The organism is Corynebacterium sp. HMSC071F07 (assembly GCF_001810285.1).
GTDB lineage: Bacteria > Actinomycetota > Actinomycetes > Mycobacteriales > Mycobacteriaceae > Corynebacterium > Corynebacterium simulans.
Genome location: NZ_KV800719.1, coordinates 29,406 through 53,910 on the forward strand (window position 1 = coordinate 29,406; position 24,505 = coordinate 53,910).

22 protein-coding genes and 1 tRNA gene are annotated in these 24,505 nt (G+C 59.6%); 14 read left to right on the forward strand and 9 right to left on the reverse strand.

What is annotated here, in order from left to right:
• Window positions 1-1,927: acyl-CoA dehydrogenase family protein (locus HMPREF2724_RS11160; protein ID WP_070588616.1), on the reverse strand; the 1,927-nt coding region annotated here is incomplete at its 3' end.
• Window positions 1,928-1,984: 57 nt separating this feature from the next.
• Window positions 1,985-3,283, reverse strand: coding sequence for an acetyl-CoA C-acetyltransferase (locus HMPREF2724_RS11165; protein WP_061924545.1), 1,299 nt, complete (start codon window positions 3,281-3,283; stop codon window positions 1,985-1,987).
• Window positions 3,284-3,437: 154 nt separating this feature from the next.
• On the opposite strand from HMPREF2724_RS11165, the gene HMPREF2724_RS11170 reads away from it, so the two are divergent.
• On the forward strand, window positions 3,438-4,766 hold the full coding sequence (locus tag HMPREF2724_RS11170) for a 3-oxoacyl-ACP reductase (protein WP_061924542.1): 1,329 nt from the start codon (window positions 3,438-3,440) through the stop codon (window positions 4,764-4,766).
• Window positions 4,767-5,684 (forward strand): MaoC/PaaZ C-terminal domain-containing protein, encoded by a 918-nt coding sequence (locus HMPREF2724_RS11175; RefSeq protein WP_061924539.1) that lies wholly within the window; start codon window positions 4,767-4,769, stop codon window positions 5,682-5,684.
• On the opposite strand, the gene HMPREF2724_RS11180 is transcribed toward HMPREF2724_RS11175, so the two are convergent.
• Complete coding sequence (locus tag HMPREF2724_RS11180; RefSeq protein WP_062043389.1) at window positions 5,681-6,700, reverse strand: acyl-CoA thioesterase; 1,020 nt, start codon at window positions 6,698-6,700, stop codon at window positions 5,681-5,683. The two genes, HMPREF2724_RS11175 and HMPREF2724_RS11180, sit on opposite strands and share 4 nt — an antisense overlap.
• 34 nt (window positions 6,701-6,734) lie before the next feature.
• On the opposite strand from HMPREF2724_RS11180, the gene HMPREF2724_RS11185 reads away from it, so the two are divergent.
• From HMPREF2724_RS11185 to purM, 3 genes are read left to right on the forward strand one after another with little or no spacing between them, the layout of a single operon-like run.
• Complete coding sequence (locus tag HMPREF2724_RS11185) at window positions 6,735-7,139, forward strand: sterol carrier family protein (protein WP_062037306.1); 405 nt, start codon at window positions 6,735-6,737, stop codon at window positions 7,137-7,139.
• 10 nt (window positions 7,140-7,149) lie between these two features.
• Window positions 7,150-8,649, forward strand: a complete 1,500-nt coding sequence (gene purF, locus HMPREF2724_RS11190) for an amidophosphoribosyltransferase (protein ID WP_061924528.1) — start codon at window positions 7,150-7,152, stop codon at window positions 8,647-8,649.
• Window positions 8,650-8,670: 21 nt separating this feature from the next.
• Window positions 8,671-9,723, forward strand: a complete 1,053-nt coding sequence (purM, locus tag HMPREF2724_RS11195; RefSeq protein WP_061924525.1) for a phosphoribosylformylglycinamidine cyclo-ligase — start codon at window positions 8,671-8,673, stop codon at window positions 9,721-9,723.
• A gap of 482 nt (window positions 9,724-10,205) precedes the next feature.
• On the opposite strand, the gene HMPREF2724_RS11200 is transcribed toward purM, so the two are convergent.
• Window positions 10,206-10,406: a DUF3073 domain-containing protein gene (locus HMPREF2724_RS11200; RefSeq protein WP_179294342.1), complete on the reverse strand. Its 201-nt coding sequence runs from the start codon at window positions 10,404-10,406 to the stop codon at window positions 10,206-10,208.
• A gap of 178 nt (window positions 10,407-10,584) precedes the next feature.
• On the reverse strand, window positions 10,585-11,643 hold the full coding sequence (locus HMPREF2724_RS11205; protein WP_070432618.1) for a CAF17-like 4Fe-4S cluster assembly/insertion protein YgfZ: 1,059 nt from the start codon (window positions 11,641-11,643) through the stop codon (window positions 10,585-10,587).
• A 30-nt stretch (window positions 11,644-11,673) separates the two neighbouring features.
• Between HMPREF2724_RS11205 and HMPREF2724_RS11210 the strand changes: the two genes are divergently transcribed.
• Window positions 11,674-12,552 (forward strand): aminodeoxychorismate lyase, encoded by an 879-nt coding sequence (locus tag HMPREF2724_RS11210; protein ID WP_070588619.1) that lies wholly within the window; start codon window positions 11,674-11,676, stop codon window positions 12,550-12,552.
• Here the strand turns inward: HMPREF2724_RS11210 and HMPREF2724_RS11215 are convergent.
• Entirely contained in the window at window positions 12,549-13,187 is a 639-nt protein-coding gene (locus HMPREF2724_RS11215; RefSeq protein ID WP_061924518.1) for a heme-binding beta-barrel domain-containing protein, read from the reverse strand. The two genes, HMPREF2724_RS11210 and HMPREF2724_RS11215, sit on opposite strands and share 4 nt — an antisense overlap.
• A 53-nt stretch (window positions 13,188-13,240) precedes the next feature.
• On the opposite strand from HMPREF2724_RS11215, the gene HMPREF2724_RS11220 reads away from it, so the two are divergent.
• Window positions 13,241-14,281 carry a diacylglycerol/lipid kinase family protein gene (locus HMPREF2724_RS11220; protein ID WP_061924515.1) on the forward strand — a complete coding sequence of 347 codons (1,041 nt, stop codon included), beginning with the start codon at window positions 13,241-13,243 and terminating at the stop codon, window positions 14,279-14,281.
• A gap of 2 nt (window positions 14,282-14,283) precedes the next feature.
• On the opposite strand, the gene HMPREF2724_RS11225 is transcribed toward HMPREF2724_RS11220, so the two are convergent.
• The gene (locus tag HMPREF2724_RS11225; RefSeq protein WP_061924512.1) at window positions 14,284-15,093 is read right to left on the reverse strand and encodes an LmeA family phospholipid-binding protein; all 810 of its coding nucleotides are present in this window, start codon (window positions 15,091-15,093) and stop codon (window positions 14,284-14,286) included.
• Between the two features lie 33 nt (window positions 15,094-15,126).
• Here HMPREF2724_RS11225 and mshD point away from each other — a divergent pair, with 33 nt between their 5' ends.
• The 5 genes from mshD (at window position 15,127) to pstB (ending at window position 20,257) form a co-directional block, all read left to right on the forward strand.
• Window positions 15,127-16,047 (forward strand): mycothiol synthase, encoded by a 921-nt coding sequence (mshD, locus tag HMPREF2724_RS11230; RefSeq protein ID WP_070588621.1) that lies wholly within the window; start codon window positions 15,127-15,129, stop codon window positions 16,045-16,047.
• A gap of 193 nt (window positions 16,048-16,240) precedes the next feature.
• Window positions 16,241-17,335, forward strand: a complete 1,095-nt coding sequence (pstS, locus tag HMPREF2724_RS11235; RefSeq protein WP_062037331.1) for a phosphate ABC transporter substrate-binding protein PstS — start codon at window positions 16,241-16,243, stop codon at window positions 17,333-17,335.
• A gap of 127 nt (window positions 17,336-17,462) precedes the next feature.
• The gene (pstC, locus tag HMPREF2724_RS11240) at window positions 17,463-18,506 is read left to right on the forward strand and encodes a phosphate ABC transporter permease subunit PstC (protein WP_061924504.1); all 1,044 of its coding nucleotides are present in this window, start codon (window positions 17,463-17,465) and stop codon (window positions 18,504-18,506) included.
• 16 nt (window positions 18,507-18,522) lie between these two features.
• The gene (gene pstA / locus HMPREF2724_RS11245) at window positions 18,523-19,434 is read left to right on the forward strand and encodes a phosphate ABC transporter permease PstA (RefSeq protein ID WP_062037334.1); all 912 of its coding nucleotides are present in this window, start codon (window positions 18,523-18,525) and stop codon (window positions 19,432-19,434) included.
• 49 nt (window positions 19,435-19,483) lie between these two features.
• Window positions 19,484-20,257, forward strand: coding sequence for a phosphate ABC transporter ATP-binding protein PstB (gene pstB / locus HMPREF2724_RS11250; RefSeq protein ID WP_061924498.1), 774 nt, complete (start codon window positions 19,484-19,486; stop codon window positions 20,255-20,257).
• Between the two features lie 182 nt (window positions 20,258-20,439).
• On the opposite strand, the gene phoU is transcribed toward pstB, so the two are convergent.
• Both phoU and dusB read right to left on the reverse strand, forming a co-directional pair.
• Entirely contained in the window at window positions 20,440-21,168 is a 729-nt protein-coding gene (phoU, locus tag HMPREF2724_RS11255; RefSeq protein WP_061924495.1) for a phosphate signaling complex protein PhoU, read from the reverse strand.
• A gap of 49 nt (window positions 21,169-21,217) precedes the next feature.
• A complete protein-coding gene (gene dusB / locus HMPREF2724_RS11260; protein WP_061924491.1) occupies window positions 21,218-22,363 on the reverse strand; it encodes a tRNA dihydrouridine synthase DusB in 1,146 nt (381 codons plus the stop codon).
• A gap of 179 nt (window positions 22,364-22,542) precedes the next feature.
• Here dusB and HMPREF2724_RS11265 point away from each other — a divergent pair, with 179 nt between their 5' ends.
• Window positions 22,543-24,045, forward strand: coding sequence for an acetyl-CoA hydrolase/transferase family protein (locus tag HMPREF2724_RS11265; protein WP_061924487.1), 1,503 nt, complete (start codon window positions 22,543-22,545; stop codon window positions 24,043-24,045).
• Between the two features lie 111 nt (window positions 24,046-24,156).
• Window positions 24,157-24,229 (forward strand) — tRNA-Lys (locus HMPREF2724_RS11270).
• The last annotated feature ends 276 nt before the right edge of the window (window positions 24,230-24,505 follow it).

Below are 24,505 nucleotides of genomic sequence, written 5' to 3' on the forward strand. Positions count from 1 at the left end.
TGTGCTCCTGATACCAGCCCGCGTGCTCGACCAGCGTGGACAGCACGAACAGGTGACGTAGCTGCTCGAAGACCTGGCGTGCGAGGGACCCTACCTCCAGGCGGTCTTCCGCCTCAATCATCGCTTGGACCAGCAGCGTATCTACACGGGCCCAGCCTGCCGCGATGAGGTGATCCTGGCATTGGTCCACGATGGCGGCTGCCTGCACCTTGTCGGCCTTGCGGGCCGGCTGGATACGATGAACGAGAGAAAGCAGGACGGACTGGGCACGGTCGTCGATGAGCTTGGCTTGGTAGACGGCGTCGAAAAGCGATGCCTCGTTCGGATTGACCAGGTCCACCAGCCCCTGCAGACGCGTGGTGAAACCAGTGCGGCGGCGCACGACTTCAGTGGCGGTCGTCGCGGCATAGCGCACGGTATCCCATGGAGACATGTCATTCATCGCGCGGCCGTAGGCGGTGAGCAGGTTCTTGCCTACCATCTGAATCAGCACGGTGTTATCGCCTTCAAAGGTGGCGAAGACATCGGAGTCGGCGCGGTAGGTGGTCAGGCGGTTTTCTGACATATAGCCCGCGCCGCCGCAGGCTTCACGGCATTCCTGAATCGTGCGGATGGCGTGCTGGGTCTGTGCGGCTTTAATCGCGCCGGCCAAAGACTCCATCTCGCGGGAGGCATACTTTTGCTCCTCGGTGGGAGTGGTCACGGACCACGAGCCTGCCTCCTGGCTGTCATTCATCTCCTGGTAGCGCTCCAGAATTTGGTTGTGTAGCAGGTGCAGCGCATAAGAGCGCGCCAGCGGGATGAGCAGGCGGCGACGGTGCTGGCGGTGATCGATAAGGTGCTTTTCGGCGCCGGTTGCGCCTTCGAATTGGCGGCGTCGGTTGGCGTAGCGCACCGCGATGTCCAGCGAGGCCTCCGTGGCGGCGCCCGCGGCACCAGCCACGCCCATGCGCCCGCGGATCAGCGTGCCGAGCATGGTGAAGAAGCGGGCGTTGGGGTTTTCAATCGGCGAGGAATACCTGCCTTTTTCATCGACGTCTGCGAAGCGGTTAAGCAGGTTTACACGCGGTACGCGCACGTTGTCGAAGCGGAGCGTGCCATTATCGACGCCCAAGAGTCCACCTTTGTGGCCGTGATCGCCCAAGGTGATGCCCGGCAGGGCGTTGCCTTGCTCGTCACGAATCGGAACGATGATGGCGTGCACGCCGTGGGTGCGGCCATCGCTTTCTGGGGTCATAAGCTGCGTGAACACGACGGCGGCACGGCCGTCCTGGGCGGCGTTGCCAATGTAGTTCTTCACCGCGGTATCACTCGGGGTATTGATGATGAATTCATCAGTTTCTGGGTCGTAGTTCGCCGTGGTCTCAAGAGATTGCACATCGGAGCCGTGGCCGCGCTCGGTCATAGCGAAGCAGCCGGGTAGTTTCAGGGATGCGGCCTTTTGAATCCACTCGATGTGGCGCTCGGTACCGAGCTGGTCGAGGGCGCCGCCCCACAGTCCCCACTGCACGCCGGACTTGATGGCGAGCGAGCCGTCGACCCAGGCTAGGCCTTCTAGCGTGAAAGTGGAAAGAATCGGTTTGCCAGGCCCGCCATTGTCGCGGCGCAGACCCTTTTGGAAACCGCCGAAGTCGCGCACCTTAGCGAGATTGTTGAAGGTATGCGCGCGCTGCTCGGCGACGGAGAGATCTGGATGCGGGAAGAGCTCCGGATCATTGATGAACTCGCGTAGCTCCTGACGGAAAGCGGCGTGTGGGCCATCGAGTAGGTTGCCCAGCTCGGTAGCTACGGATGGCTTCGGTGTCTTGGGCAGGCGGCGCGGGCTGCGCGGCTCTGCTTGGGCGGTGGTGGAACGAAGATTTGCGCGGTTTGCCTCGGTGGTGGAAGCAGCGCTGGAATCCTTGCTTTGAGTCTTGAGGAGTGCCATGATTTTTCCTTCTTTGGGCGGCTGCTTTTGGCAGCCGGGGATTTTTTGGGGTGCGGGTTAGCGTTCGATGATGGCGGCCACGCCTTGGCCGCCGGCGGCACAGATGGAGATAAGAGCGCGGCCGCCGCCTGCTTCCTGCAGGACCTTCGCGGCGGTGGCGAGGATGCGCGCCCCGGTGGCCGCGAAGGGGTGGCCGGCAGCCAACGAAGAACCCTTGACATTGAGCTTGCTGCGGTCGATGGGGCCGAGCGCGCCGGGCAGGCCGAGGCGCTCGCAGCAGTAAGTCTCGTCCTCCCACGCATTCAAGGTGGCAAGGACTTGCGAGGCGAAGGCTTCGTGGATTTCGTAGAAGTCGAAATCTTGCAGGGTGAGGTTGTTGCGCTCGAGGAGACGCGGCACCGCATAGGTCGGCGCCATGAGAAGGCCGTCTCCGCCGTGCAGGAAGTCCACTGCGGCGGTCTCGGAATCAACTAGGTAGGCGAGCGGCTCGAGGTTATGGCTTGCGGCCCAGGATTCGCTGCCCAGGAGGGTGACTGCCGCGCCGTCGGTAAGCGGCGTCGAATTGCCGGCGGTCATTGTGGCCTGGGTGCCGTGCTGCTCGGCATCGCGCTTTCCAAAGACTGGCTTTAGCTGGCCGAGCTTTTCTGGCGTGGAGTCAGGACGGAGGTTGGTATCGCGGTTAACACCCATGAAGCCGGTGCTGAGGTCGTTAAAGAAACCTTCCTCCCAGGCCTGATGAAGCTTCTGGTGAGAAGCGAGCGCGAGCTCGTCCTGGGCGGCGCGGCTTACGCCCATTTTGCGGGCCGTGATAGCCGCGTGGTCGCCCATGGAAAGCCCCGTGCGCGGCTCGCCGTTTTGGGGCTGCTCGGGCGCGAGCTGGGCGGGGCGAATTGAGCCGATGAGCTTTGCACGTTGGGAAAGAGTCTTTGCGCGGCTGAGTCCGATGAGGGTGCGCCGCAGGGAATCGTTTACGGCAAGCGGGGCGTCTGAGGTGGTATCCGTGCCGCCGGCGATGCCGGATTCGATGCGGCCGCGGGCAATGGCGTCACCAACATGGATGGCGGCGGCCAAAGAGGTGCAGCAGGCCTGCTGCATGTCGAGCGCCGGGGTAGTAGAAGTAAGCGCCGAGCCAAGGACTACCTCGCGGGTGAGGTTGAAGTCTCGCGAGTGCTTGAGTACCGCGCCTGCTGCTACGAGCCCTACCCGTTCCTCGTGCAGGCCGAAGCGCGCGACGAGTCCGTCGAGGGCGCTGGTGAGCATGTCTTGATTGGAGGCGTGCGCGTATTCCTTGTTGGAACGGGCAAACGGAATGCGGTTGCCGCCCAAGATTGCGACGCGGGGCGAACTGCTGGTCATTGCGACTCCTTGCTGGGAAACCAGAGGTGGAAAAGTTTTCACTGGAATGTCCTAAATCACATTCCGAATGATAGTGTTAGTTGTATCACTCAATTAACTAACCTTGCAACCTCTTACAAAAAGGCTTGCAACCTTGTTAAAGGAAGGATTTCGAATGCCCAAACTCAATTTCGCCGAGAAACTAATCAACTCTCCAGTGGCCGCGAAGGCGGGCGTGCCGCAGGGCTATCCGCTGCGCCGCTTCACCCCCGGGGAGCCGGCTTTAGGCGCCCCAGTGGTCATTGATTCTGCAGGAGCGGGCCGCATCGCCCACTTCCTTTCCACTGCGCTCGCAGTGGACTATCAGCTGCTTTCGGTGGAGGCGGAAACTGGGCGGGGTGCGCTGGTATTCGACGCCACCGGAATCGAGGAGCCAGAGCAGCTGCGAGAGCTCTACGATTTCTTCCATCCGCAGCTGCGCAACCTCGCACCGAATGCACGCTTGCTGGTCATCGGCACCACCCCGGAGAAAACTGCGACCATCGATGCCCGCATTGCCGCCCGCGCCCTCGAGGGCTTCACGCGTTCGCTGGCTAAGGAGATGCGCAAAGGCGGTACCGTGAACCTCATTTGGGTCGAACCCGGCGCCACGGCGGAAATCGAATCCACGGTGCGCTTCTTCCTCTCCGGTAAGTCAGCGTTCGTAGGCGGCCAGGTGGTGCGCGTGAAGGCCGCTACCGCCGAGGCGGACGCAGACTGGCAGGCGCCTTCTCAAGACCGTCTCGCCGTGGTCACCGGCGCAGCCCGGGGCATCGGCGCCACTATCGCGGAGGTGCTGGCTCGCGATGGCGCGCAAGTCATCTGTATCGACGTCCCCGTCGCGAGTGAGCACCTCAGCAAAACGGCAAACAAGGTCAAGGGCACCGCGCTACCGCTGGACGTTACTGACCCGGGTGCTGCCGCGATCATCGCAAAGCATGCGCAGCGCCACTATGGCCGCCCCATCGACGTCATCGTCCACAATGCCGGCATTACCCGTGACAAGCTGCTGGCAAATATGAACGAGGGGCAGTGGGACGCCGTCCTCGCCGTTAACCTCATAGCTCCAGTGCGTATCACCGAGGCGCTGCTGGATAGCGGAGATCTTGCAGCCGGGGCAGCGGTGGTGGGCGTGTCTTCCATGGCGGGAATCTCCGGCAACCGTGGCCAGACCAATTACGCCACCACCAAGGCCGGCATCATTGGGCTGGTTGATGCCCTCACCCCGGTACTGGCAGACAACGGTTCCACCATCAACGCGGTGGCGCCGGGATTTATCGAAACTGCCATGACCGCAGCCATGCCCACCGGCCCACGTGAGATTGGCCGCCGTATCAATTCCCTGCAGCAGGGCGGCTTGCCAGTTGACGTCGCCGAGACCGTCGCCTACTTCGCCGCCCCGGCCTCCGCGGCGGTCACAGGTAACACCGTGCGCGTGTGCGGCCAGAACATGATGGGAGCGTAAATGCTAGACCGCAATGTGCAGAACCTGAAAGAGATTCCGCAGCTTTCCAAGCTTTACCGCAAGCAGGTGATAAAGGCGCTGCCCGGTGTTGCGGGAAAACGCGTTATCGATGACCCACCAATTGCCTACCGGGTAGAAGGTGTACACATTGATCCGGAGCATCTTGCTGCTTATTGCCAAGCAGTGGGTTTCCGCCTGGGCAACGAGGTTCCGGTTACCTACCCTTATGCGCTGGCCTTCCCGCTAGCGGTCAAAGTCATGGACTCGCCGGGTTTTCCTTTCCCCGCCATGGGCATTGTTCATCTTTCAAACAAGATTGAACAATTCCGCCCTTTGCACGTGGAAGATGCTTTTACCATCGACGTCCACGCGGAGAACCTGCGCAGCCACCGCAAGGGGCTGGTGCTCGATATGATTACCTCCATCTATGTAGAAGGCATCTTGGTCTGGCAGCAAACCTCCGCATTCCTAGGGCCAAAAGCACACTTTTCTTCCTCCACTCCGGCAGATGTGCAGGTAAGGCCAGAGGCCGCCCGCTTCTTGCCGCAGCCGGAAAAGCCCGCGCCGGGGGTAACGGCCATTGCAACGCTGCGTTTTAGCCCGGAAACTGTAAAGACCTACGCAGCCGCTTCTGGGGATAAGAACCCCATTCACACCTCCCGGCTGGGCGCGAAGGCCTTTGGTTTTCCGAACACGATTGCCCATGGCATGTTCACCCACGCCAAGATGCTCACTGCGTTTGAGGGGCGCCTGCCCGATGCAGTGCGCGTGCAAGCAGACTTCTACAAGCCGGTCATATTGCCGGCCACCACGGCGCTTTTTAAACAAAAAGAAGGCTCCGGTTGGAACGCGCAGCTGCGCCAAGCCAAAAACGTTGAAAAGCTCCACGTTGCCGTCAACGTGGAGCCAGCGCACTAATCCAAGTGCTGGTGCTGCGGAGCCACAACCAGTGGCTTCGGGGAGTACTTTCCGCGCAGCTCGCGCAGGACGCCGGCGTGCTCCCACAGCGCCTTGTCCTCTGCCGTCTTCGGCGTGAACTGACGGGCTGCCATCGGCTGCCAGTCGGCGTCCATCGCCATATAAGAAACCGTGGCGTGGATGGCAGTCTCCAGATTCTGGCGTCCACCGCGCGGGTTGCCAGAGCGGACGTGGATGGACATCTGCATGGAGCGTGCATCGGTGCGCATCATACGGGCATCCACCTCGATGAGGTCACCGATGGCAATCGGCTGGTAAAAGCGAATACCGCCGGCATAAACGGCCACGGTGTGCTCGCCCGACCACTCCATGGTGCAGGCCGCGCCCGCCTCATCGATCCACTCCATGGCGGTGCCGCCGTGGACCTTGCCGCCCCAATTGACGTCGGTCGGCTTTGCTAGGAAGCGGTTGATCATGCGCGGGGCGTCGGAAGGTCCGTCATAAGTCTGCTTTTCCATCTCATCCTCGATGGCTCGGCGCAGCTCGATGCGGGACTCGGCCGCCTCCCAGACACGATGTTGGTCGTCGGAAGTCGGCTCAAACGGTGGCACAGGGGTGGACTTACCCGTTTCCGGATCCTTCGCCACGAAAATAACCAAGCAATCGCAAGCGCGCGTGAAGATGCCATCGCGTGGGTCTGCGGAAAGGACTTCGTTGACGATGTGCATCGAAGAACGGCCTGTCATGGCGATTCGCGAGCGCACCTCCACCAAGTGCCCGGAAGGAATCGGGCGAGTGAAATGGATGTGGCCCACATAGGCGGTAACGCAGTAGGTACCGGACCACTGGACCGCGCACGCATACGCTGCCTTGTCGATCCACTCCAAGACGCGGCCGCCGCCAATGCCCTGCGCACCAGCGATGGTCATATCCGTGGGCGCCGCCATGAATCGGAGGGTGATCGATGGCGACTTCGCGGTTTCAGTATTCTCTTGTTCCGGAAGGGTTAGTGACATGCATAGAAAGTTATCAGGGAGGCCGAATTAGCGCATGAAAAATAAGGTAGACCCAGCGGCCACGCGCGCTGCCGTGGTGGCGGTCCAAGACTGGATAAAACGCCCCGATGAGGTGGAAAAACCAGGTAGGGCATTGCTTGCCGATGCCGTCCGTCGCACCGCCCGCACCCTCGAAGCCGACGCGCCGGGCCATTCCGTGGAGCTGCGGGTGCCCCCATTCGTGGCAGTTCAATGCATCGAAGGTCCTCGCCATACGAGGGGTACCCCACCCAATGTGGTGGAGATGGACCCATTGACGTGGTTGCAGCTGGCCACGGGCCTGCTCCGTTGGGAAGAAGCCGTTTCCGCCGCTCGCCTCGAAGCTTCCGGCTCCCGCTCTGGCGAAATCGCAGGATGGCTGCCAGTCATTCCGTTAGTTTCTACTGCCCACAACGACTAGGATTAGCGCCGTGGTAGCTGAAAGAACTCCCCATATCACCAATCTCGATGATCACAACGAGACCGAACCCCGCGAGGAATGCGGCGTCTTTGGCGTCTGGGCTCCGGGGGAAGAGGTTTCGAAGCTGACCTACTTTGGTCTCTTCGCCTTGCAGCACCGCGGCCAGGAGGCCGCCGGTATCGCAGTCGGTGACGATGACAGCCTTGTCGTATTCAAGGATATGGGCCTGGTGTCCAATATCTTCGATGAATCCATCCTGGCCTCTCTTCAAGGCAACGTCGCCGTAGGGCATACCCGGTACTCCACCGCAGGCGGCAAGGAATGGGCCAACGTACAGCCCATGTTTGCCACCACCTCCAATGGCATCGACATTGCCTTGGGCCATAATGGCAACCTTGTTAACTACTTGGAGCTGCGCGAGGAAGCAGTAGAGCGCGGGCTGGTTGCACCGCAGCAAGAGTCGGTTTCCGATTCCATGTGCTTGTCCATGCTGCTTGCCGACGGCGTGAGTGATAGCGTCAGCATCTTCGAATCCGCTCGTGCGCTGCTCCCGCGTGTGAAGGGCGCATTCTGCCTGACCTTTACCGATGGGCACACGCTCTACGCTGCGCGTGACCCACACGGCGTGCGCCCGCTGGTGCTGGGCCGTTTGCCAAAGGGCTGGGTAGTAGCTTCGGAGACGTGTGCGCTCGACATCGTCGGCGCGCAGTTCATCCGCGAGATTGAACCGGGCGAGCTCATCTCCATCGACGAGGCGGGCATCCGCTCGGAGAAGTTCGCGGAGCCAACTCACCACGGTTGCGTCTTCGAGTACGTCTACCTGGCACGTCCTGACACCGACATCAAGGGCCGTTCGGTGAATGCGACGCGTGTGGAAATCGGGCGTCGCCTAGCGCGGCAATACCCGGCCCCAGATGCGGACCTAGTCATTCCAGTGCCTGAGTCCGGTAACCCGGCGGCCGTGGGCTATGCCCGCGAGTCCGGAATCACCTTCGCGCACGGCCTGGTGAAGAATGCGTACGTTGGCCGCACCTTCATTCAGCCCACCCAGACGCTGCGCCAGCTGGGCATTCGCCTGAAGCTGAACCCGCTGCGCGAGGTCATTGAGGGCAAGTCCCTGGTGGTCGTGGATGACTCTATCGTGCGTGGCAACACCCAGCGCGCGCTGATTCGCATGCTGCGCGAGGCGGGCGCGGCGGAGGTGCACGTGCGCATCGCTTCGCCGCCAGTGAAGTGGCCATGCTTCTATGGCATTGACTTCGCCTCCCCGGGCGAGCTCATTGCGAATGCGAATCCGTCGGATGACCCAGAGGTAGTCTGCAAGACTATCTGTGACGCCATCGGTGCGGACTCCCTCGGCTTCGTCTCCATCGATGAGATGGTCGCCGCGACCCAGCAGCCTCACCATGAGCTGTGCACCGCCTGCTTTGACGGTGTCTACCCACTCGGCCTCCCGGCCGGCAACCCGAACGCTGAGGCCGTGCGCTCCCTGCTCGGCGAAGAATCCTAAAACACAAGGCAAGGAACAAAAATGAGCGAGAATACTTACGCGGCAGCTGGCGTCAGCATCGAAGAAGGCGACCGCGCCGTCACCCTGTTTGCGCCGCACGCAAAGCGTGCAACCCGACCGGAGGTCATGGGCGGCCTGGGCGGCTTCGCGGGCCTGTTCAAGCTGGGCGAATACAAAGAGCCGGTCCTGGCTGCAGGCTCCGATGGCGTTGGCACCAAGCTGGCTGTTGCGCAGGCGATGGACGTCCACGACACCATCGGTATCGACCTGGTTGCAATGTGCGTCGATGACCTCGTGGTGTGCGGCGCGGAGCCGCTATTCCTGCAGGACTACATTGCCGTGGGCAAGGTCGTACCGGAGAAGGTCGCAGAGATTGTGAAGGGTATCGCTGAGGGCTGCGTGCAGGCAGGCGCTGCGCTGCTCGGCGGCGAGACCGCTGAGCACCCAGGAGTAATGGACCCAGAAGAATACGACGTCTCCGCAACCGCCGTGGGAGTAGTCGAGGCAGATTCCATCCTGGGCCCGGACAAGGTCCGCGACGGCGATGTCCTCATCGCGATGGCCTCTTCCGGCCTGCACTCCAACGGCTACTCCCTGGCTCGCTACGTCCTGCTGGAGCAGGCAGGTCTGCCGCTCGATGGCCACATCGAGGAGCTTGGCCGCACCCTCGGCGAGGAGCTGCTGGAGCCGACTCGCATCTACGCCAAGGACTGCCTGGCTCTGACCGCTGAGTGCAACGTTTCCACCTTCTGCCACGTCACCGGCGGTGGCCTGGCCGGCAACCTGGAGCGCGTCATTCCGGAGGGCCTGACCGCTGAAGTTAACCGTTCCACCTGGACCCCGGGCCAGATCTTCAAGACCATCGCTTCTGTGGGCAAGGTTTCCCTGGAAGAGATGGAGAAAACCTTCAACATGGGCGTTGGCATGATTGCCGTCGTCGCTCCGGAGGATCGCGAGCGCGCCCTGGCTATGATGGCTGCCCGCCACGTTGATGCGTGGGAGCTCGGCACCATCCGCGCCGCCGGCGAGGGCGAAGAGCGCGTCATCATGAACGGCGAGCACCCGAACTACTAAGCCCGCCCAACCACTTCTGCTTTCGGCCTTCCGTTCTCTGCCACATCGCGGTGGAGGAGGGGAGGTCGTTTGTGGTTTTCCTCTTCCGGCGCCGGTTTTCCTGCGCTTCCGCTCGGCTCTTCGGCGTTTTCGCGCGGATGGTAAAACCGCACCATTTAGGGCCGTCTGTCCAGCGGACGCCAAATGCAGTTGAAGCCTAGTGTGGTTTTCAAATGGTGAGGTTGCACTGTAACCACTGTGGCTGTAGTGGGCTCCTGGGGCGGGTGACGCCTCACCTCACCATTTGTTCCTCACCATTTGGAAATGCCGGCCGAGGGAAGGCCGAGGGAAGGGTAGGGGCAGCCTAGGCAGACCAGGGAAGCGGCCGTGAAGAGCAGGGTGCCGCGGGAAAGAGCCGGGCAGCGGCCAAAAGCAAAAGGCCGCAACCACGCGAAGCGGCCGCGGCCTACAGCTGGAGTCCCAGCGGCGAAAAGGAAAGCGCCTTAGCGCTGGTCCTCCTCGTCGTCTTCGTCCCACTCGTCGACGTAGTCGGCGTAAGGATCCTCGTCCTCGTAATCGTGGGAGTTGTTCGGGTTTTGGGAGGCAAGCTCCCGCTGGAGCGAATCCAGATCCATTTCAGGCGAATTGTACTTCAGCTGGCGTGCAACTTTGGTCTGCTTTGCCTTTGCGCGTCCGCGTCCCATGTGCATGACCCCCTTGAGGTGAGTAGGGCGTTCCAGGGATTCTTGGACGCCCCATCGGCTTAAATCTAAAAGTGTATCTTCCTGTTAGACACAATAGCCTGTGTGACGAAAAAATTCCGCACCACCCCCCTACATATGCCAAAACGAGTGGGATAACTCGCGCAGAGGGCTAAATGAGTTATCGGCCACGCAACTTTTCTACCGCAGCTCGTCCCGCCTTCGGGCCCTCATCGACGGGGATTGAGTCATTTTCCACGGATGCAGCGACATCCCCAATGGAAAGCTGTTGGCCGCTCAAAGCCGAGCGCTTGACCAGCGCGAGTGCGATGGGACCAAAGTCGCAGTCATCGACCACTGTGCCGAGACGTCCCACGCGGCGCCCGCCGAGAGTAACGTCCGCACCAATCTCCGGACGAGTAGGCGCCGAGCCATCCAGATAAAGCATCACCAAAAGCCGCGGCGAGCGGCCGAGATTCTCCACCCGGGCGACGGTCTCCTGGCCGCGGTAGCACCCCTTGTTCAGGTGCACGAATGCCGGCGCATCCCCGCGTGAAATCCAGTGCGGGACCTCGTGGGCAATCGCCTTTGCATCCAGGTCCGCGGCGAGCTCCGGCTCCAGCGCCTTTACACGCTCGGCGGTGTAGGCCATCAGTCCCACCAAGGTTCCGCCAGCCGATTCCAGTTCCGCCACGGCTGCCTCTAGGTCTTCACGCGGGACGAGATAGTCCGCGCGCTGCGGGCCGCGCCAGGCGACGTCGCGCGACACCACCGCGCTCGCTGGCGCCGGCAGGGCAGAACCCAGCACGGTGATAACCGCCAAGTGTGCTTCTTTCACCGTCACCTGGGACCAGAAGATCATTTTGGTCAAAAAATCCAGCAGCGAAGAAAACTGGGCTTCTGGAATATCCAGGTAGAAGGCCTCGCCAACTCGGGTGAGATCCATGTGGTGGAGCACGTGGCCCTGTATGTCTAGGTCGAGGGCGCCGGCGCTGAAGCCAGAGGGGGCGTCGTCAAGCTTTTGCGATAACAAGTTGTTGAGGAAGGTCGCAGCCTCTGGGCCCTCGACCTTGATGACGCGGCGCTGGGAGCGGTCCACGATCCCGGAGCCGGTTTCGATGATCCTTTGCTCCTTGAGCGGGTTACCGTAGTGCCAGGCGACGCCCGCGGCGTCGATTGCAGTGGCGTCTTGGAACTCAGCGGCGCCTGTGCGCGCTAAAAGTGGGGAAGAATAGCTCACGAGATCCGATGGTAGGGCATAATAAAAATTATGGAGTTCACGCCTCGAAAAGAGCCGGTCATCTACGTTGTAGAGCCCTATGGTGGCTCTGTGCGCAAGCATCTTCCGTCGCTGCCACTTATCTATTGGGATGACGCCGCTGTCACTCGCGGCGACGGCATCTTTGAGTCGCTGCTGGTGCGTGATGGCAAGGTAGCCAACCTTGCCCGGCACAGCGCGCGCTTTGTGAACTCAGCGCAGGCCCTCGAGCTGCCGGAACCGCAGATTGAAAAGTGGAAGGAAGCCACCGAACTCGCCATCGCGGATTACTTCGGCGGTGATGAGACAGGCGAGGCCAAGTGCACGTGGACATATACCCGCGGGCGTGCCTCGACGGGCCACCCGAGCGCCTGGGTTGTGGTGCAGGCAATCGATAAAAAGCTACTTGAGCAGCGCGAGAAGGGCGTCAAAGTAATGACTACCCCGCGCCTGTGGCACGTGGCCGAGGAACTGCCCGCCAAGACGCTGAACTACGCTGCCACCATGGCTACCTTGCGCCTGGCAAAGGGGAAGGGATTTGATGATGTCATCTTCGTCGACCCAGACAGCGGCATCGTCTTGGAAGGCGCCACCTCCTCCGTCGTGGCAGTGCGTGGAAACAAGCTGCGCACCCCGGCAGCGAAGGGGATTCTCTCCGGCACCACGCAGGCTGCGCTCTTCGAATACGCGCAGCAGCAGGGCTATCGCTGCAAGGCTAAGGAAATCACGCCGGAGTATCTTGAGCGCTGCGATTCGGTGTGGTTGGTCTCTTCAGTACGCACCGCCGTGCGCGTTACAAGCCTCAATGACGCAAAGCTAAAGGCCCCGGATAACGCTGCGGAAATCCGAGGCCTGCTTGATGCCGCGCTTGCGCGGTATGGCTTAAACTAGCCTGCTACGCGCTCAAGCTCAGCGGACATGTACGGGCGCATCTCGCCGTCGACCATGCGCTCGTCGACCCAACCCAGGTTGTTGTTCGGCATCAAGCCGTACATGCGCTTGCCTGGGCCGAAGTTTTTCGGTCCGGTTTCGGTAACCATGGTGGAGGCGGACTCGAGCTGCCATGCACGCTCGTTGAAAGGCTCGCCGTAGAAGATCTCCACGATTCCGTTAGAGGAGGTGTAGGTCATCTCGATCTCGTCCTTCAAGGAGATTCGCCAGTAACCGGATTCGCGGATATCGGCACCCTGTGGCTTGCCCTCGGTGTCGATGCGCCAGGTACGAGAGCTATAAGTCAGGTAATTCTCGCCGTCGTGGCTGACAATAAGCTGCTGACCAAAGGTGTACTGCTCGCCGGAAGCATCGTGGGCCTGGCCTTCGCCCTGCCAGACGCCTACGAGGGGAAGAAGGGCTAGCAGGCCGTCGTGAAGCGACGGGCCCTGGCGCAGGTTAGCGGTTTCCTGCGGCAGAGGGTTGTTGCCGAGTTTCATGGCCGGGATGTTGCGGTTCGCTGCGTCCTTCCATGCCTCGGCGGCATTGTTGACAGCGTCGTTGCCATTTAGCTTTTCGTTGCTATTTTCGCTCATGACGCACCAGCCTAGTCGCCTTAAAGGGATATAAACCACTAGGCTGGTTCGCTGTGCGAGCATTAATGATTTCAAATCCGAACTCGACTTCGCAGAGCGATGCTTTATTCAGGCAGGTCATTCCGCTGTTGCGAGATGTCGAAGGCGTCCACCTGCGCATGCAATTTACCCATTATGCGGGGCATGCAGAAGAGATCGTGCGCGGTCTTCGGCGTGCGGATTATGACGCCATTGTCGTCTTTGGCGGCGACGGCACGGTCAATGAAGTTGTCAACGGATTGCTCGGTCCGGCAGATAATGACCAGCGCCCGGCTCCGGAGGAGCTGCCGGTGCTCGGCGTTATTCCGACTGGTTCCGCCAACGTTTTCGTCCGCGCTTTAGGCATTCCGAATACCCCTGTGGAGGCCGCCCACGTACTGGCACGCCTGCTGGAGCGCGATACTCGGCGCACCATTCGCCTTGGCACCTGGAACGAGCGCTGGTTCGCGGTCAACGCCGGCTTCGGCCTCGATGCGGATGTCTTGGCACGCGTGGATCGTGCCCGTGAGATGGGGTTTGCGGCCACCCCGTTGCGCTATCTGACGGTCTCCGCACAGGCTTATCTGCGTGCGCGCGTCATTCCACCGGAGATTTCCGTCCATGCGGTCAATCGTGATGGCAAGGAATTTACTGCGCACAAGGTGCCTTTGATGTTTACCTCCAATACCAACCCGTGGACCTTCTTGGGCCCGCTGCCGGTGGTTACTAACCCGCGCAATTCTTTTGACAAGGGTCTGGGGCTCTTCGGCGTTTCTGACTTGGGCGGCATTCACGGTTTGGTGGGCATGCTGCACCTGATGGGCGTTGATCGCAAGCACGTGTTGAGCAAGATTACCCAGGCCCGCGCATTGCAGTTCGACGATGCACAGGTGGTCGACCTGGAAACGCCGACCCCGAAGCGCTTCCAGGCCGATGGTGAGTCCGAAGGCAAGTTCACCAAGGTGCATCTGGAGTCGGTGGCAGATGCCATCGAGGTCTTTGCGCCTTCGCAGCCGCGCCCACCGCATGAGCGCAGCGTGCGCGAGATTCTTCGCGATCTGGTGCGGATTAAGTAGCGCTAGCTGGCCTGACCAACGCGCTGGGCGGTGTCCACGGCGCGCTTTTCCGCGTCCTTCACCGCCTTTTCCTCCGAACCCTCGATTTCGAGAGGGGACAGTTGGGTGGACTTCAACTTGATGTTGCGGCGCTGCACCTCAAAGGTGATGGAGCCACCATGCAGTTTCACGGACGTCGCCTGTGCAGGCAGCGGTAGGTCGCGGGTGTCGAATTGCATCGAGAAGGCCTTTTTCAGGCGCGGATCCTCGGTGTCGTAGACATTCATGTGGAATTGCTCGCCAACCAGGCGCAGCGCGACCTTTGCCGTTGACTTCTTTTTATCTCCTGGCAGCGTACCCGTCAGCTCTGCCTCGGCTGCGGTGCCGCCGATAGGGGAGATGTTGTCGGGGTTTGCAATCGAAAGATCAGTAATGCCCATCAGCCTGCCCAGCGCCACGCCATCCAGGCTGATGCTGCGGGTATAGGTCGAGACGGGGGCGCCTTCGAATTTCCCGCTAAAGACTTGTTGCGGGGTAATGGTGATATCGCGCATGGTGGTCGAAGCATTGACCATGCCTAGCTTTGGCACCTCGACGTCGAGAGATTGCACCTCGAGATAAGGAATCTCTTTGGTCAGTGTGGCGAGCGTATAAGGGAAGCCGCCAATGTAGACGTCGGGAGTATTTTCGAGGCGCGAGACAGCCTTCGATTCTTGGGCCACGGTGTGCTCTGCGTGCATGGCCACGGCAGAATCCGAAAGCCAGGCGAGGGTGCCCACGATGGCGACGATGCCGAGGCGGACAACGTTGCGGTTGATTTGCAGAACAGTCACTCTTCTATTCTTACCGCACGTACGCTGGTGGGTATGAATATCGAAACCTATCAACTTCCAGAGTGCCCAGAACTCGCAGGCAAGCTCAAGAAAATCGCTGATTTAGCACGGGGCGTCGACGGTATTGCGCCCCTGTCGGAGCAATTCATCTTGGGCCTGGATGACGCGCGCTTGGAACACACGCACTTGGTGCTCAGCGACGCCGCGGAGCCGGTAGGCCTTGCAGCTGTCGCCGGAGACGACGCCGAGATGTTTATCCACCCCGAATATCGCGGCCGTGGCTGGGGCAACGAGCTGCTGAATGCCGTGCGGGCGATAAAGCCTGCGGCAAATGTCTGGGCCCACGGCAATCTGCCGGCAGCCCAGGCTGTGGCGCAGAAGAACCCCATGGAAAAGGTGCGTCAGCTTCTGGTCATGGAGGTTGCCGGTAAGGATTTGGCAAAGCACTCCACGCTTGGCGACGCCCCGTATACTCCCGCCAACTTCACCGATTCGGTAGAGCGGTGGGGCACGGACTTGGTCGAGCAGGAATGGGCGCGTGCCAACAACGAAGCCTTTTCCTGGCACCCGGAGCAAGGCGGATGGGATATAGAGCGTTTGCACCGCGGGATGGAAGCGGAATGGTTCGATCCGGCAGATGTCCTTTTCTATTGGGACACCAAGAAAGGCGATGATGGGGCAGCCCCCGTGCTGGCCGGATTCCACTGGACCAAATGGCACAAGGAGGAAATTGATGAGTTTGGTGAGGTTTATGTGATCGGCATTTCGGAGGCCTATCGCGGTCAAGGTTTGGGAAAGCCTTTGCTGCGTTATGGTCTGAATCGAATGGTGGAAAAGGGTGCTGACCGGGTAATTCTCTACGTAGAAGCGGATAATAAACCGGCTGTAAAGCTCTATGAGCGCCTCGGGTTTAGCGTTATTGAAGACCATTCTGTCTATTCGGGGCGTGATTAGTCTCACCAACTTTGGTGACATGTTCATTTGTTGTTTACCTGAAATCACCTCTGCGGTTAACCCACCCCGAATAGCTTTAGTTTTCGTGAGTTAACCGCGGTGTTGGTAGTTCTCTTTCAACTCTTTCGCTTTTACCAATGCGATGTGCGGTTTGCTCGATAACAATCTCTGTTCTGCTTTGGAAAGGTTTCCCGTGATCCGCAACTTCAAGCGCACTGCTGCAATCTTCGGCATTGTTGCCGCAACCTCCACCGGCCTTGTTGCCTGCTCTGAATCCGGTTCAGGCTCTGAGGGCGGCTCTGAGGTCTCCGGTGACCTCACCGGTGAGGGTGCATCCTCCCAGAAGAGCGCAATGTCCGTCTTCGAGAAGGCCTTCCTGGACGAGCACCCTGACGCTAACTTCTCCTACACCTCCTCCGGCTCCGGCGCTGGCGTTGAGGCTTTCACCAACGGCACCGTTGACTTCGCTGGTTCCGACTCCGCTCTGAAGGAGGACAAGGGTGAGGTTGAGGCTGCCAAGAAGCGTTGCGAGGGCAACGACGCATGGCACCTACCAACCACCATCGGCCCGGTTGCAATCGCATACAACCTGGGTGACAAGGAAGTAAACCTGAAGACCGAGACCCTGGCAAAGATTTTCAAGGGCGAGATCACCAAGTGGAATGACGAAGAGATCAAGGCTTCCAACGAGGGTGTTGACCTCCCAGATACCGACATCACTGTCATCTTCCGTTCTGACGAGTCCGGTACCTCCGACAACTTCCAGAAGTTCCTGAAGACCGCCACCGGCAACTGGGACAACGAGGGCAAGCAGTTCCCGGACGCTGTCGGCGAGGGTGCAAACGGTTCCTCCGGCGTTGCTGACCAGGTTGCTTCCATCGAAGGTGCAATCACCTACGTTGAGGCTGGCTACGCACACCAGAAGGAATCTGACGGCGTCAAGATTGCCAAGATCGACTTCGGCAACGGCCCGGTTGAGCTGTCCAACGAAACCGTCGGCGTTGCACTCGACAACCTGAAGTTCAAGGAGACCGGCTCCGAGCACAACATGGTTGTTGACTCCGAGGCGCTCTTCGGTTCCGACACCAAGGGTTCCTACCCGCTCATCCTGACCACCTACAACATCGTTTGCTCCGCTGGGTACGATGAGGAGACCTCCGCGCTGGTCAAGGCTTTCTTCAAGACCGTTCTGGATAACCAGAGCTCCGACCTCGAGTCTGCTGGATTCATCCCTGTTACCGGTGACCACCTCGAGCGTCTGAAGTCTGCTGTTGACGCAATCCAGTAATTTGCTGGATACGCAATAAAAGACAGCACTGCCCGCCCCCAAATCCGTTCATCAGAGCGCCTTTGGGGGCTGCGGTGTGTTGCACATTAATTCCCACAGTTTCCGTTGAAAAGGATTTCGTAGTCTCATGGCAGACAACAATCTCACCACGGCGCCACCAAATGAGCAGACAGAAGCCGCCTCGCGGCCTGCTTCTTCTGCTGGTAGCTCCGAGGCCGCAATCGTGAAGTCCGGTTCGGGTGTAAAACGCCCAGGTGACCGAATTTTCGAGTTTCTCTCCACCGCCTCCGCAACCTTAATCACCGTGATGATCGCTGCCATTGCAGCCTTCCTGATTTGGCGCGCAGTGCCTGCACTGAACGTCAACGAGGGCGGCTTCCTAGGCTTTTTCACCTACGGTCAGCGCTGGGAGACTAACAACACTGACGCAATGCAGTTCGGTATCCCGACCATGTTCGGCTCCACGGTGCTCATCTCCGTTGTTGCCTTGCTGATCGCGATGCCGGTTGCGCTTGGCATTGCTATCTTCCTTTCCAACTACGCTCCGGCCCGCGCAGTGAAGCCGCTTGGCTTCTTGGTCGACATGCTCGCTGCAGTTCCGTCCATCGTTTACGGTCTGTGGGGCTGGCAGGTTCTTGGCCCGGCTCTTTCAGGCTTTTATAAGTGGATTCATTCGTGGGCTGGCGGCTTCTTCCTGTTCACCACCTACGACAACTCGCCTTCCTTCGAGACCGGCCGCAACATCTTCACCGGTGGCATCGTGCTGGCAGTGATGATTCTGCCCATCATCGCCGCCACCGCGCGTGAGGTCTTTGTGCAGACCCCTCCGGGCCAGATTGAGTCCGCGTTGGCGCTGGGCGCTACCCGCTGGGAAGTTATCCGCATGACCGTCCTGCCTTTTGGTATGTCCGGTTACATCGCCGGTTCCATGCTGGGCCTGGGCCGTGCGCTGGGTGAGACTATGGCGCTGTACATGGTTGTCTCGCCGCTGATTGATTTCCGCTTCTCGCTTTTCGACGGCGGTACTACCTTCGCTACTGCGATCGCTCTGGCAGCTTCCGAGTTCGGTAACGAGATGCGTGCGGGTGCTTATATCGCAGCCGGCCTCATGCTGTTCCTGCTGACCTTCGTGGTCAATGCCATTGCCCGTTCCATCGTGAAGAAGAAGTAGGAAGAGGTAAACCTGAATGTCTACCCCAGTAAAGACCCTTCCGCAGAACTCCGGATCGGCGTTCCTTGATATTTCCGGCGGCCGCAAGACCGCCAACAACATCGCCACCTTCGTCGTGTGGGCCACGATGATCATCGCGATGATTCCACTCGTCTGGGTGCTCTGGGAGCTTTTTGCTCGCGGTGCCGGCGCCATTTTCAATCCTGAATGGTGGACTACCTCGCAGCGCGGAATCCTTGATACCGAGGCTGGCGGCGGTGCATTACACGCGATTATCGGTACCTTCGTCCAGACCCTCCTGGCAACCATCATTTCCGTCCCGATTGGCATCTTCACCGCTATCTACTTGGTGGAGTATTCCCGCGGCGGTCTGCTGAGCCGCCTGACCACCTTCATGGTCGACATCCTTTCTGGTGTTCCTTCCATCGTCGCTGCGTTGTTCGTCTTCGCAATGTGGATCACGCTCTTCGGCTTCGACCGTTCCGGCATGGCAGTGGCGCTTTCTCTGGTGCTGCTGATGATTCCAATCGTCGTTCGTAACACGGAGGAGATGCTGCGCGTCGTCCCGATGGACCTGCGTGAGGCTTCCTATGCGCTGGGAGTGCCGAAGTGGAAGACCATCGCCCGCATCGTTCTGCCAACCGCTCTGTCCGGCATCGTCACCGGCATCATGCTGGCCGTTGCCCGCGTCATGGGTGAGTCCGCTCCGGTTCTGGTCTTGGTCGGCTCGACCTCTTCCATCAACTGGGACGCAATGGATGGCGCAATGTCTTCCTTGCCGCTGATGATGCTTGATATGTACAAGTCCGGCGCCCAGCCGGCCGTTCTGGACAAGCTGTGGGGCGCGGCACTGACGCTGGTCCTGCTGATTGCAATCCTCAACATTGCGGCGCGCTTCGTTTCTGCGAAGTTCTCCGTCAAGAAGTAACACGCCCGCCCGCCACACCTAAAGCCCCTCAACAGGAGTAATTCAAAAAATGTCAAAGCTTGAGCTCAATGACGTGAACATCTACTACGGTGATTTCCACGCCGTACAGAACGTCAACATGCAGATCCCAGCACAGGCAGTTACTGCGTTCATCGGCCCTTCCGGCTGCGGTAAGTCCACCGTTCTGCGCACCATCAACCGCATGCACGAGGTCATCCCTGGCGCTTCCGTCAAGGGTGAGATCCTGCTCGACGGCCAGAACATCTACGGCCCAAAGGTTGACCCAGTCTCCGTCCGTAACACCATCGGCATGGTCTTCCAGAAGGCAAACCCGTTCCCAACCATGTCCATCGAGGACAACGTTGTCGCCGGCCTGCGTCTGTCCGGTGAGAAGAACAAGAAGAAGCTGAAGGAAGTCGCCGAGAAGTCCCTGCGTGGCGCAAACCTATGGGATGAGGTTAAGGACCGTCTGGACAAGCCGGGCGGCGGCCTGTCCGGTGGTCAGCAGCAACGTCTGTGCATCGCTCGCGCGATTGCCGTGGAGCCAGAGGTTCTCCTCATGGACGAGCCTTGCTCTGCACTGGACCCAATTTCCACCTTGGCCGTTGAGGACCTTATCCACGAGCTGAAGGAAAACTTCACCATCGTCATCGTGACCCACAACATGCAGCAGGCAGCGCGTGTGTCCGACAAGACCGGTTTCTTCTCTCTCGAGGCCACCGGCAAGCCGGGCCACCTGGTGGAGTTCGATGACACCACCACCATTTTCAAGAACCCGTCTAAGAAGGACACTGAGGACTACATCTCCGGCCGCTTCGGCTAAGCCTTAGTAGCTTCCATGTAGCAGACGGATAAACCCCGCTTCCTTTGAAACAAGAGGGAAGCGGGGTTTAGCGTTATTAGAGACAGTGAAGATTGATCTAGATAGATAGTTTTCGTGAAACGCCTGTAGTTGGATTGAATGTGCTTCAGCGTTGCCTTAAAGGTCTAGCTACCTAGTGAGGATTAATGGCGGAACTGGCGCTCGAGCTCGGCCATGCGGGACTCGAACTCTTTGTCCCTTTCTTCCTCGCTCAATTTGGCCATATAGGCCTCCGGAGCGAGCCCGGTGGACAGGTAAATGATGCGGCCGGCCACGCTGACGCAGTGATCGGCGAAACGCTCGTAGTAGCGGGTCATTTGGGCAGTTTCCACGGCCTCGCGCACGCTTGCTTTCCACTCCCGATTCGTCAGGATGGACAAAAGGTAGTGGTTGATGTCATCTACCGCATCATCTTCAGAGGCCATCCGCAGGGCGGTATCGGGGTCCGGGGTCACTAAGATTTCGCGCAACATCCTAATCATGTCGTCGTTTAAGCGTGCGAGCTCCTCAAAATAGCCGATGTACTCTGCGGGCACCACGTTTTCTGGGTGGCGTCGGCGGGCAGCCGATGCCACGTGTTGGGCCAGACGGCCCATGCGGTGGAGGTCTTCCACGATGTAGATGGAGGAGACGACCTGGCGGAGATCTTTGGCCATGGGATTTTCGAGCGCGAGCAGCAAGACAGCGCGCTCCTCGCAGCGGTTGCGGACTTCGTCCAGTTCCTCGCGCAAAGACATGGCCTCTTCAGCGGCGTGGAGTTCGGAGTCAATCAGCGCTTCAGAGGCGAGCTTTAAGGATTTATGGACGATGTCGCACATGATAATGAGGTCGTGCGAGAAGCTATCTAGATGTTCGCGATATGCGGTGCGCATGTCGGAAATGATAGACCACTTTTTGGTCTAATGCTCGTTATGGCTTTATCTATCCGCCCGAATGCATAATTTCCGCACCTTCCGGAACAGTTGCGTCCTCTGGATCGTCCAGCCAACCCTCGGGTAGAACCACCTTGGCAGGTGAGCCTTGACGTCCACGTGCGCCATCCGCGTCGTCGGCAAGCGCCTGCGAATCGGCCCACGGTGCCAGCAATTCGCGCAGGTTATCTACCGAATCCACCCGCGAAAGGCCCGAGCGTACCTCGCCTCCCACGGGGAATCCGCGCAGGTACCAACCCACGTGCTTGCGGATATCGCGGCTGGCCTGACGCTCGCCATCGTGCTGCGCCAGCAGCTCCGCATGCCTAATCATAATCTGCGTCACTTCGCCCAAGGTTGGCTCGGAAGGAATTGGCTCGCCACGCAGCTCCGCAGACAGTTCCGCGAAGAGCCACGGGCGGCCGAGGCAGCCGCGCCCGACGACGACGCCGTCGCAGCCCGTCTGCTCCATCATGGCGCGGGCATCGGTGGCTTTGAAGATATCGCCGTTGCCCAGCACCGGGATGCCGGTATCGGCCAGGTGCTCCTTGAGGCGTGCGATCTCATTCCAATCGGCGTGACCGGAGTAGCGCTGAGCGGCTGTGCGCCCGTGCAAGGCGACGGCCGCGGCACCCTCCTCCACTGCGATGCGTCCTGCGTCCAAGTGTGTGTGGTGCTCGTCGTCGATGCCCACGCGCATCTTCACGGTAACCGGAATGTCGGTGCCCTCTGTGGCCTCAACTGCGGCGGCGACGATGTTGCCGAAGAGTCGGCGCTTATAGGGCAGAGCTGAGCCGCCACCGCGACGAGTTACCTTGGGCACGGGGCAGCCGAAATTCATGTCGATGTGATCGGCCAAGTTTTCATCCACGATCATCTTTGCTGCCTTGTAGGTGTACTCCGGATCGACGGTGTACAGCTGTAGCGAGCGTGGATTTTCATCTGGCCCGAACGTGGTCATGTGCATGGTCTTTTCATTGCGCTCGACCAACGCGCGAGCGGTGACCATCTCGCATACATATAGTCCGGAGACCGTTCCGGTCTTCGCAATTTCTTGTTCCCGGCAGAGCGTGCGGAAGGCCACGTTGGTTACGCCCGCCATAGGGGCTAGGACAACGGGGGAGTTGAGCTCGATTTTTCCGATTGCAAGATTCACGCAGCCAATTGTGCTCTTTGGGCAGGTGGCGTGGCAAGTTTGGCGCGTCGTTGTGACGGGGGTGTGTAAGTTTGCGAAGTTTTCGGTAAAACCTCAACAAGTTCGCTAATGTGGTGCATGTAACTTAAAGGGGCTGATCGTGTCGTACGGTTGGCCCTATATATAAAGGAGGATTTACTTTGACCGATAGGATCGGATACGCGCCGTTTAAGGAACTTGTCGTTTCTGCTGAAGAAGCTGCAAAGTTTGTCAATCACGGTGACCGCGTCGGTATCTCTGGCTTTACCGGTGCGGGCTACCCAAAGGCGCTGCCTACCGCCATCGCTGAAAAGGCAAAGGCTGCACACGCTGCTGGTGAGGAATTCAAGATCGATGTCTTCTCCGGCGCTTCCACCGCACCGGATTGTGACGGTGTGCTGGCAGAGGCGGACGCATTGCGCTTCCGCTCTCCGTACAACTCCGATCCGACTCTGCGTAACAAGGCCAACGCAGGCGAGATTCTTTACCAGGACATTCACCTTTCCCACTCCGGCCAGCAGGTAGAGGAGGGCTTCTACGGCGATTTCCAGGTCGCAATCATCGAGGTTGTCCGCATCCTGGAAGACGGCAACATCATCCCGTCTTCTGCAGTGGGCAATAACCTGGAATACATCGAGGCTGCAGACAAGATTATTCTCGAGGTAAACACCTGGCAGTCCGAGAACCTCGAGGGCATGCACGACATTTACAAGATCGAGAAGCTGCCTAACCGCCAGCCAATCCCGATCACCAAGGTTGATGACCGCATCGGTACCCCGTACATCGAGCTGCCGACCGAAAAGGTAGTCGCAGTCGTCGAGACCAACGCTCCGGACCGCAACGCGCCATTTAAGGCTCCGGATGAGGTATCCGAGAAGATCGCTGCTAACTTCATCGAGTTCCTCGAAGGCGAGGTTGCTGCTGGCCGCCTGGAGTATGACAAGTTCATCATGCAGTCCGGCGTGGGTAATGTCCCGAACGCCGTGATGGCAGGCCTGCTGGAGTCCAAGTTTGAAAACATCCAGGCCTACACCGAGGTCATCCAGGACGGCATGCTCGACCTTATCGACGCCGGCAAGATGTCTGTCGCTTCCGCTACCTCCTTTGCGCTTTCCCCGGAGTACGCAGAGAAGATGAACGCTGAGGCAGAGCGCTACCGCAAGCACATCATCCTGCGTCCGCAGCAGGTCTCCAACCACCCTGAGGTCATCCGCCGCGTGGGTCTTATCTCCTCCAACGGCATGATTGAGGCCGATATTTACGGCAACATCAACTCCACCAACGTTGGCGGCTCCCGCATCATGAACGGCACCGGCGGCTCCGGTGACTTCACCCGCAACGGTTACATCTCCACGTTCGTTTCCCCGTCTGTGGCAAAGGGTGGCGCAATCTCCGCGATTGTTCCTTTCGTTTCCCACACTGACCACACCGAGCACGACACCATGGTCATCATCACCGAGTACGGTGTCGCTGACCTGCGTGGTCTCGCACCGCGTGAGCGCGTGGAAAAGGTCATCGCCGTGGCACACCCGGACTACCGCCCGCTGCTGGAGGAGTACTACGAGCGTGCTTCCGCCAACAAGTTCGTCCACACCCCGCACGATCTGAAGACTGCCTTCGACTTCCAGATTAACTTCGCCGAAAAGGGCGACATGCGCGGCTAAGCAAACTCAGCGGCATTTAGCCCCTGACAAGCAAACATGACTGGCTCCCCGCAATAAAGTGGGGGGCCAGTTTCGTTTCTTTAGCGGGGCCTACTAAAATGGTTTCGCGATGGGCCTTTAGCTCAGCTGGTAGAGCTACGGACTTTTAATCCGCAGGTCCCGGGTTCGAGCCCCGGAGGGCCCACATTTGATTCCCCTTGGTAAAAGCCAAGGGGAATTTTTATGCCTTTTGTGCCTTGTTTGTTTGGATTCACTCTTGCTACCTATTTCCGACGTTACATGTGGTAGTGATCAGCCTCTTGCTTATTGGCGAAATACGGGAGCCAGAGGTATCTAGAAGCAAAACCCAGGGCTCTTCGCTTGGCTTTGTTCCGGAGTTCTGCCAACTTCCGGGTGGAATAGCCGGGGTGGAATATCAAAGCCATAATTTTGACTTATCTCATTTATTTATGTAAAAATA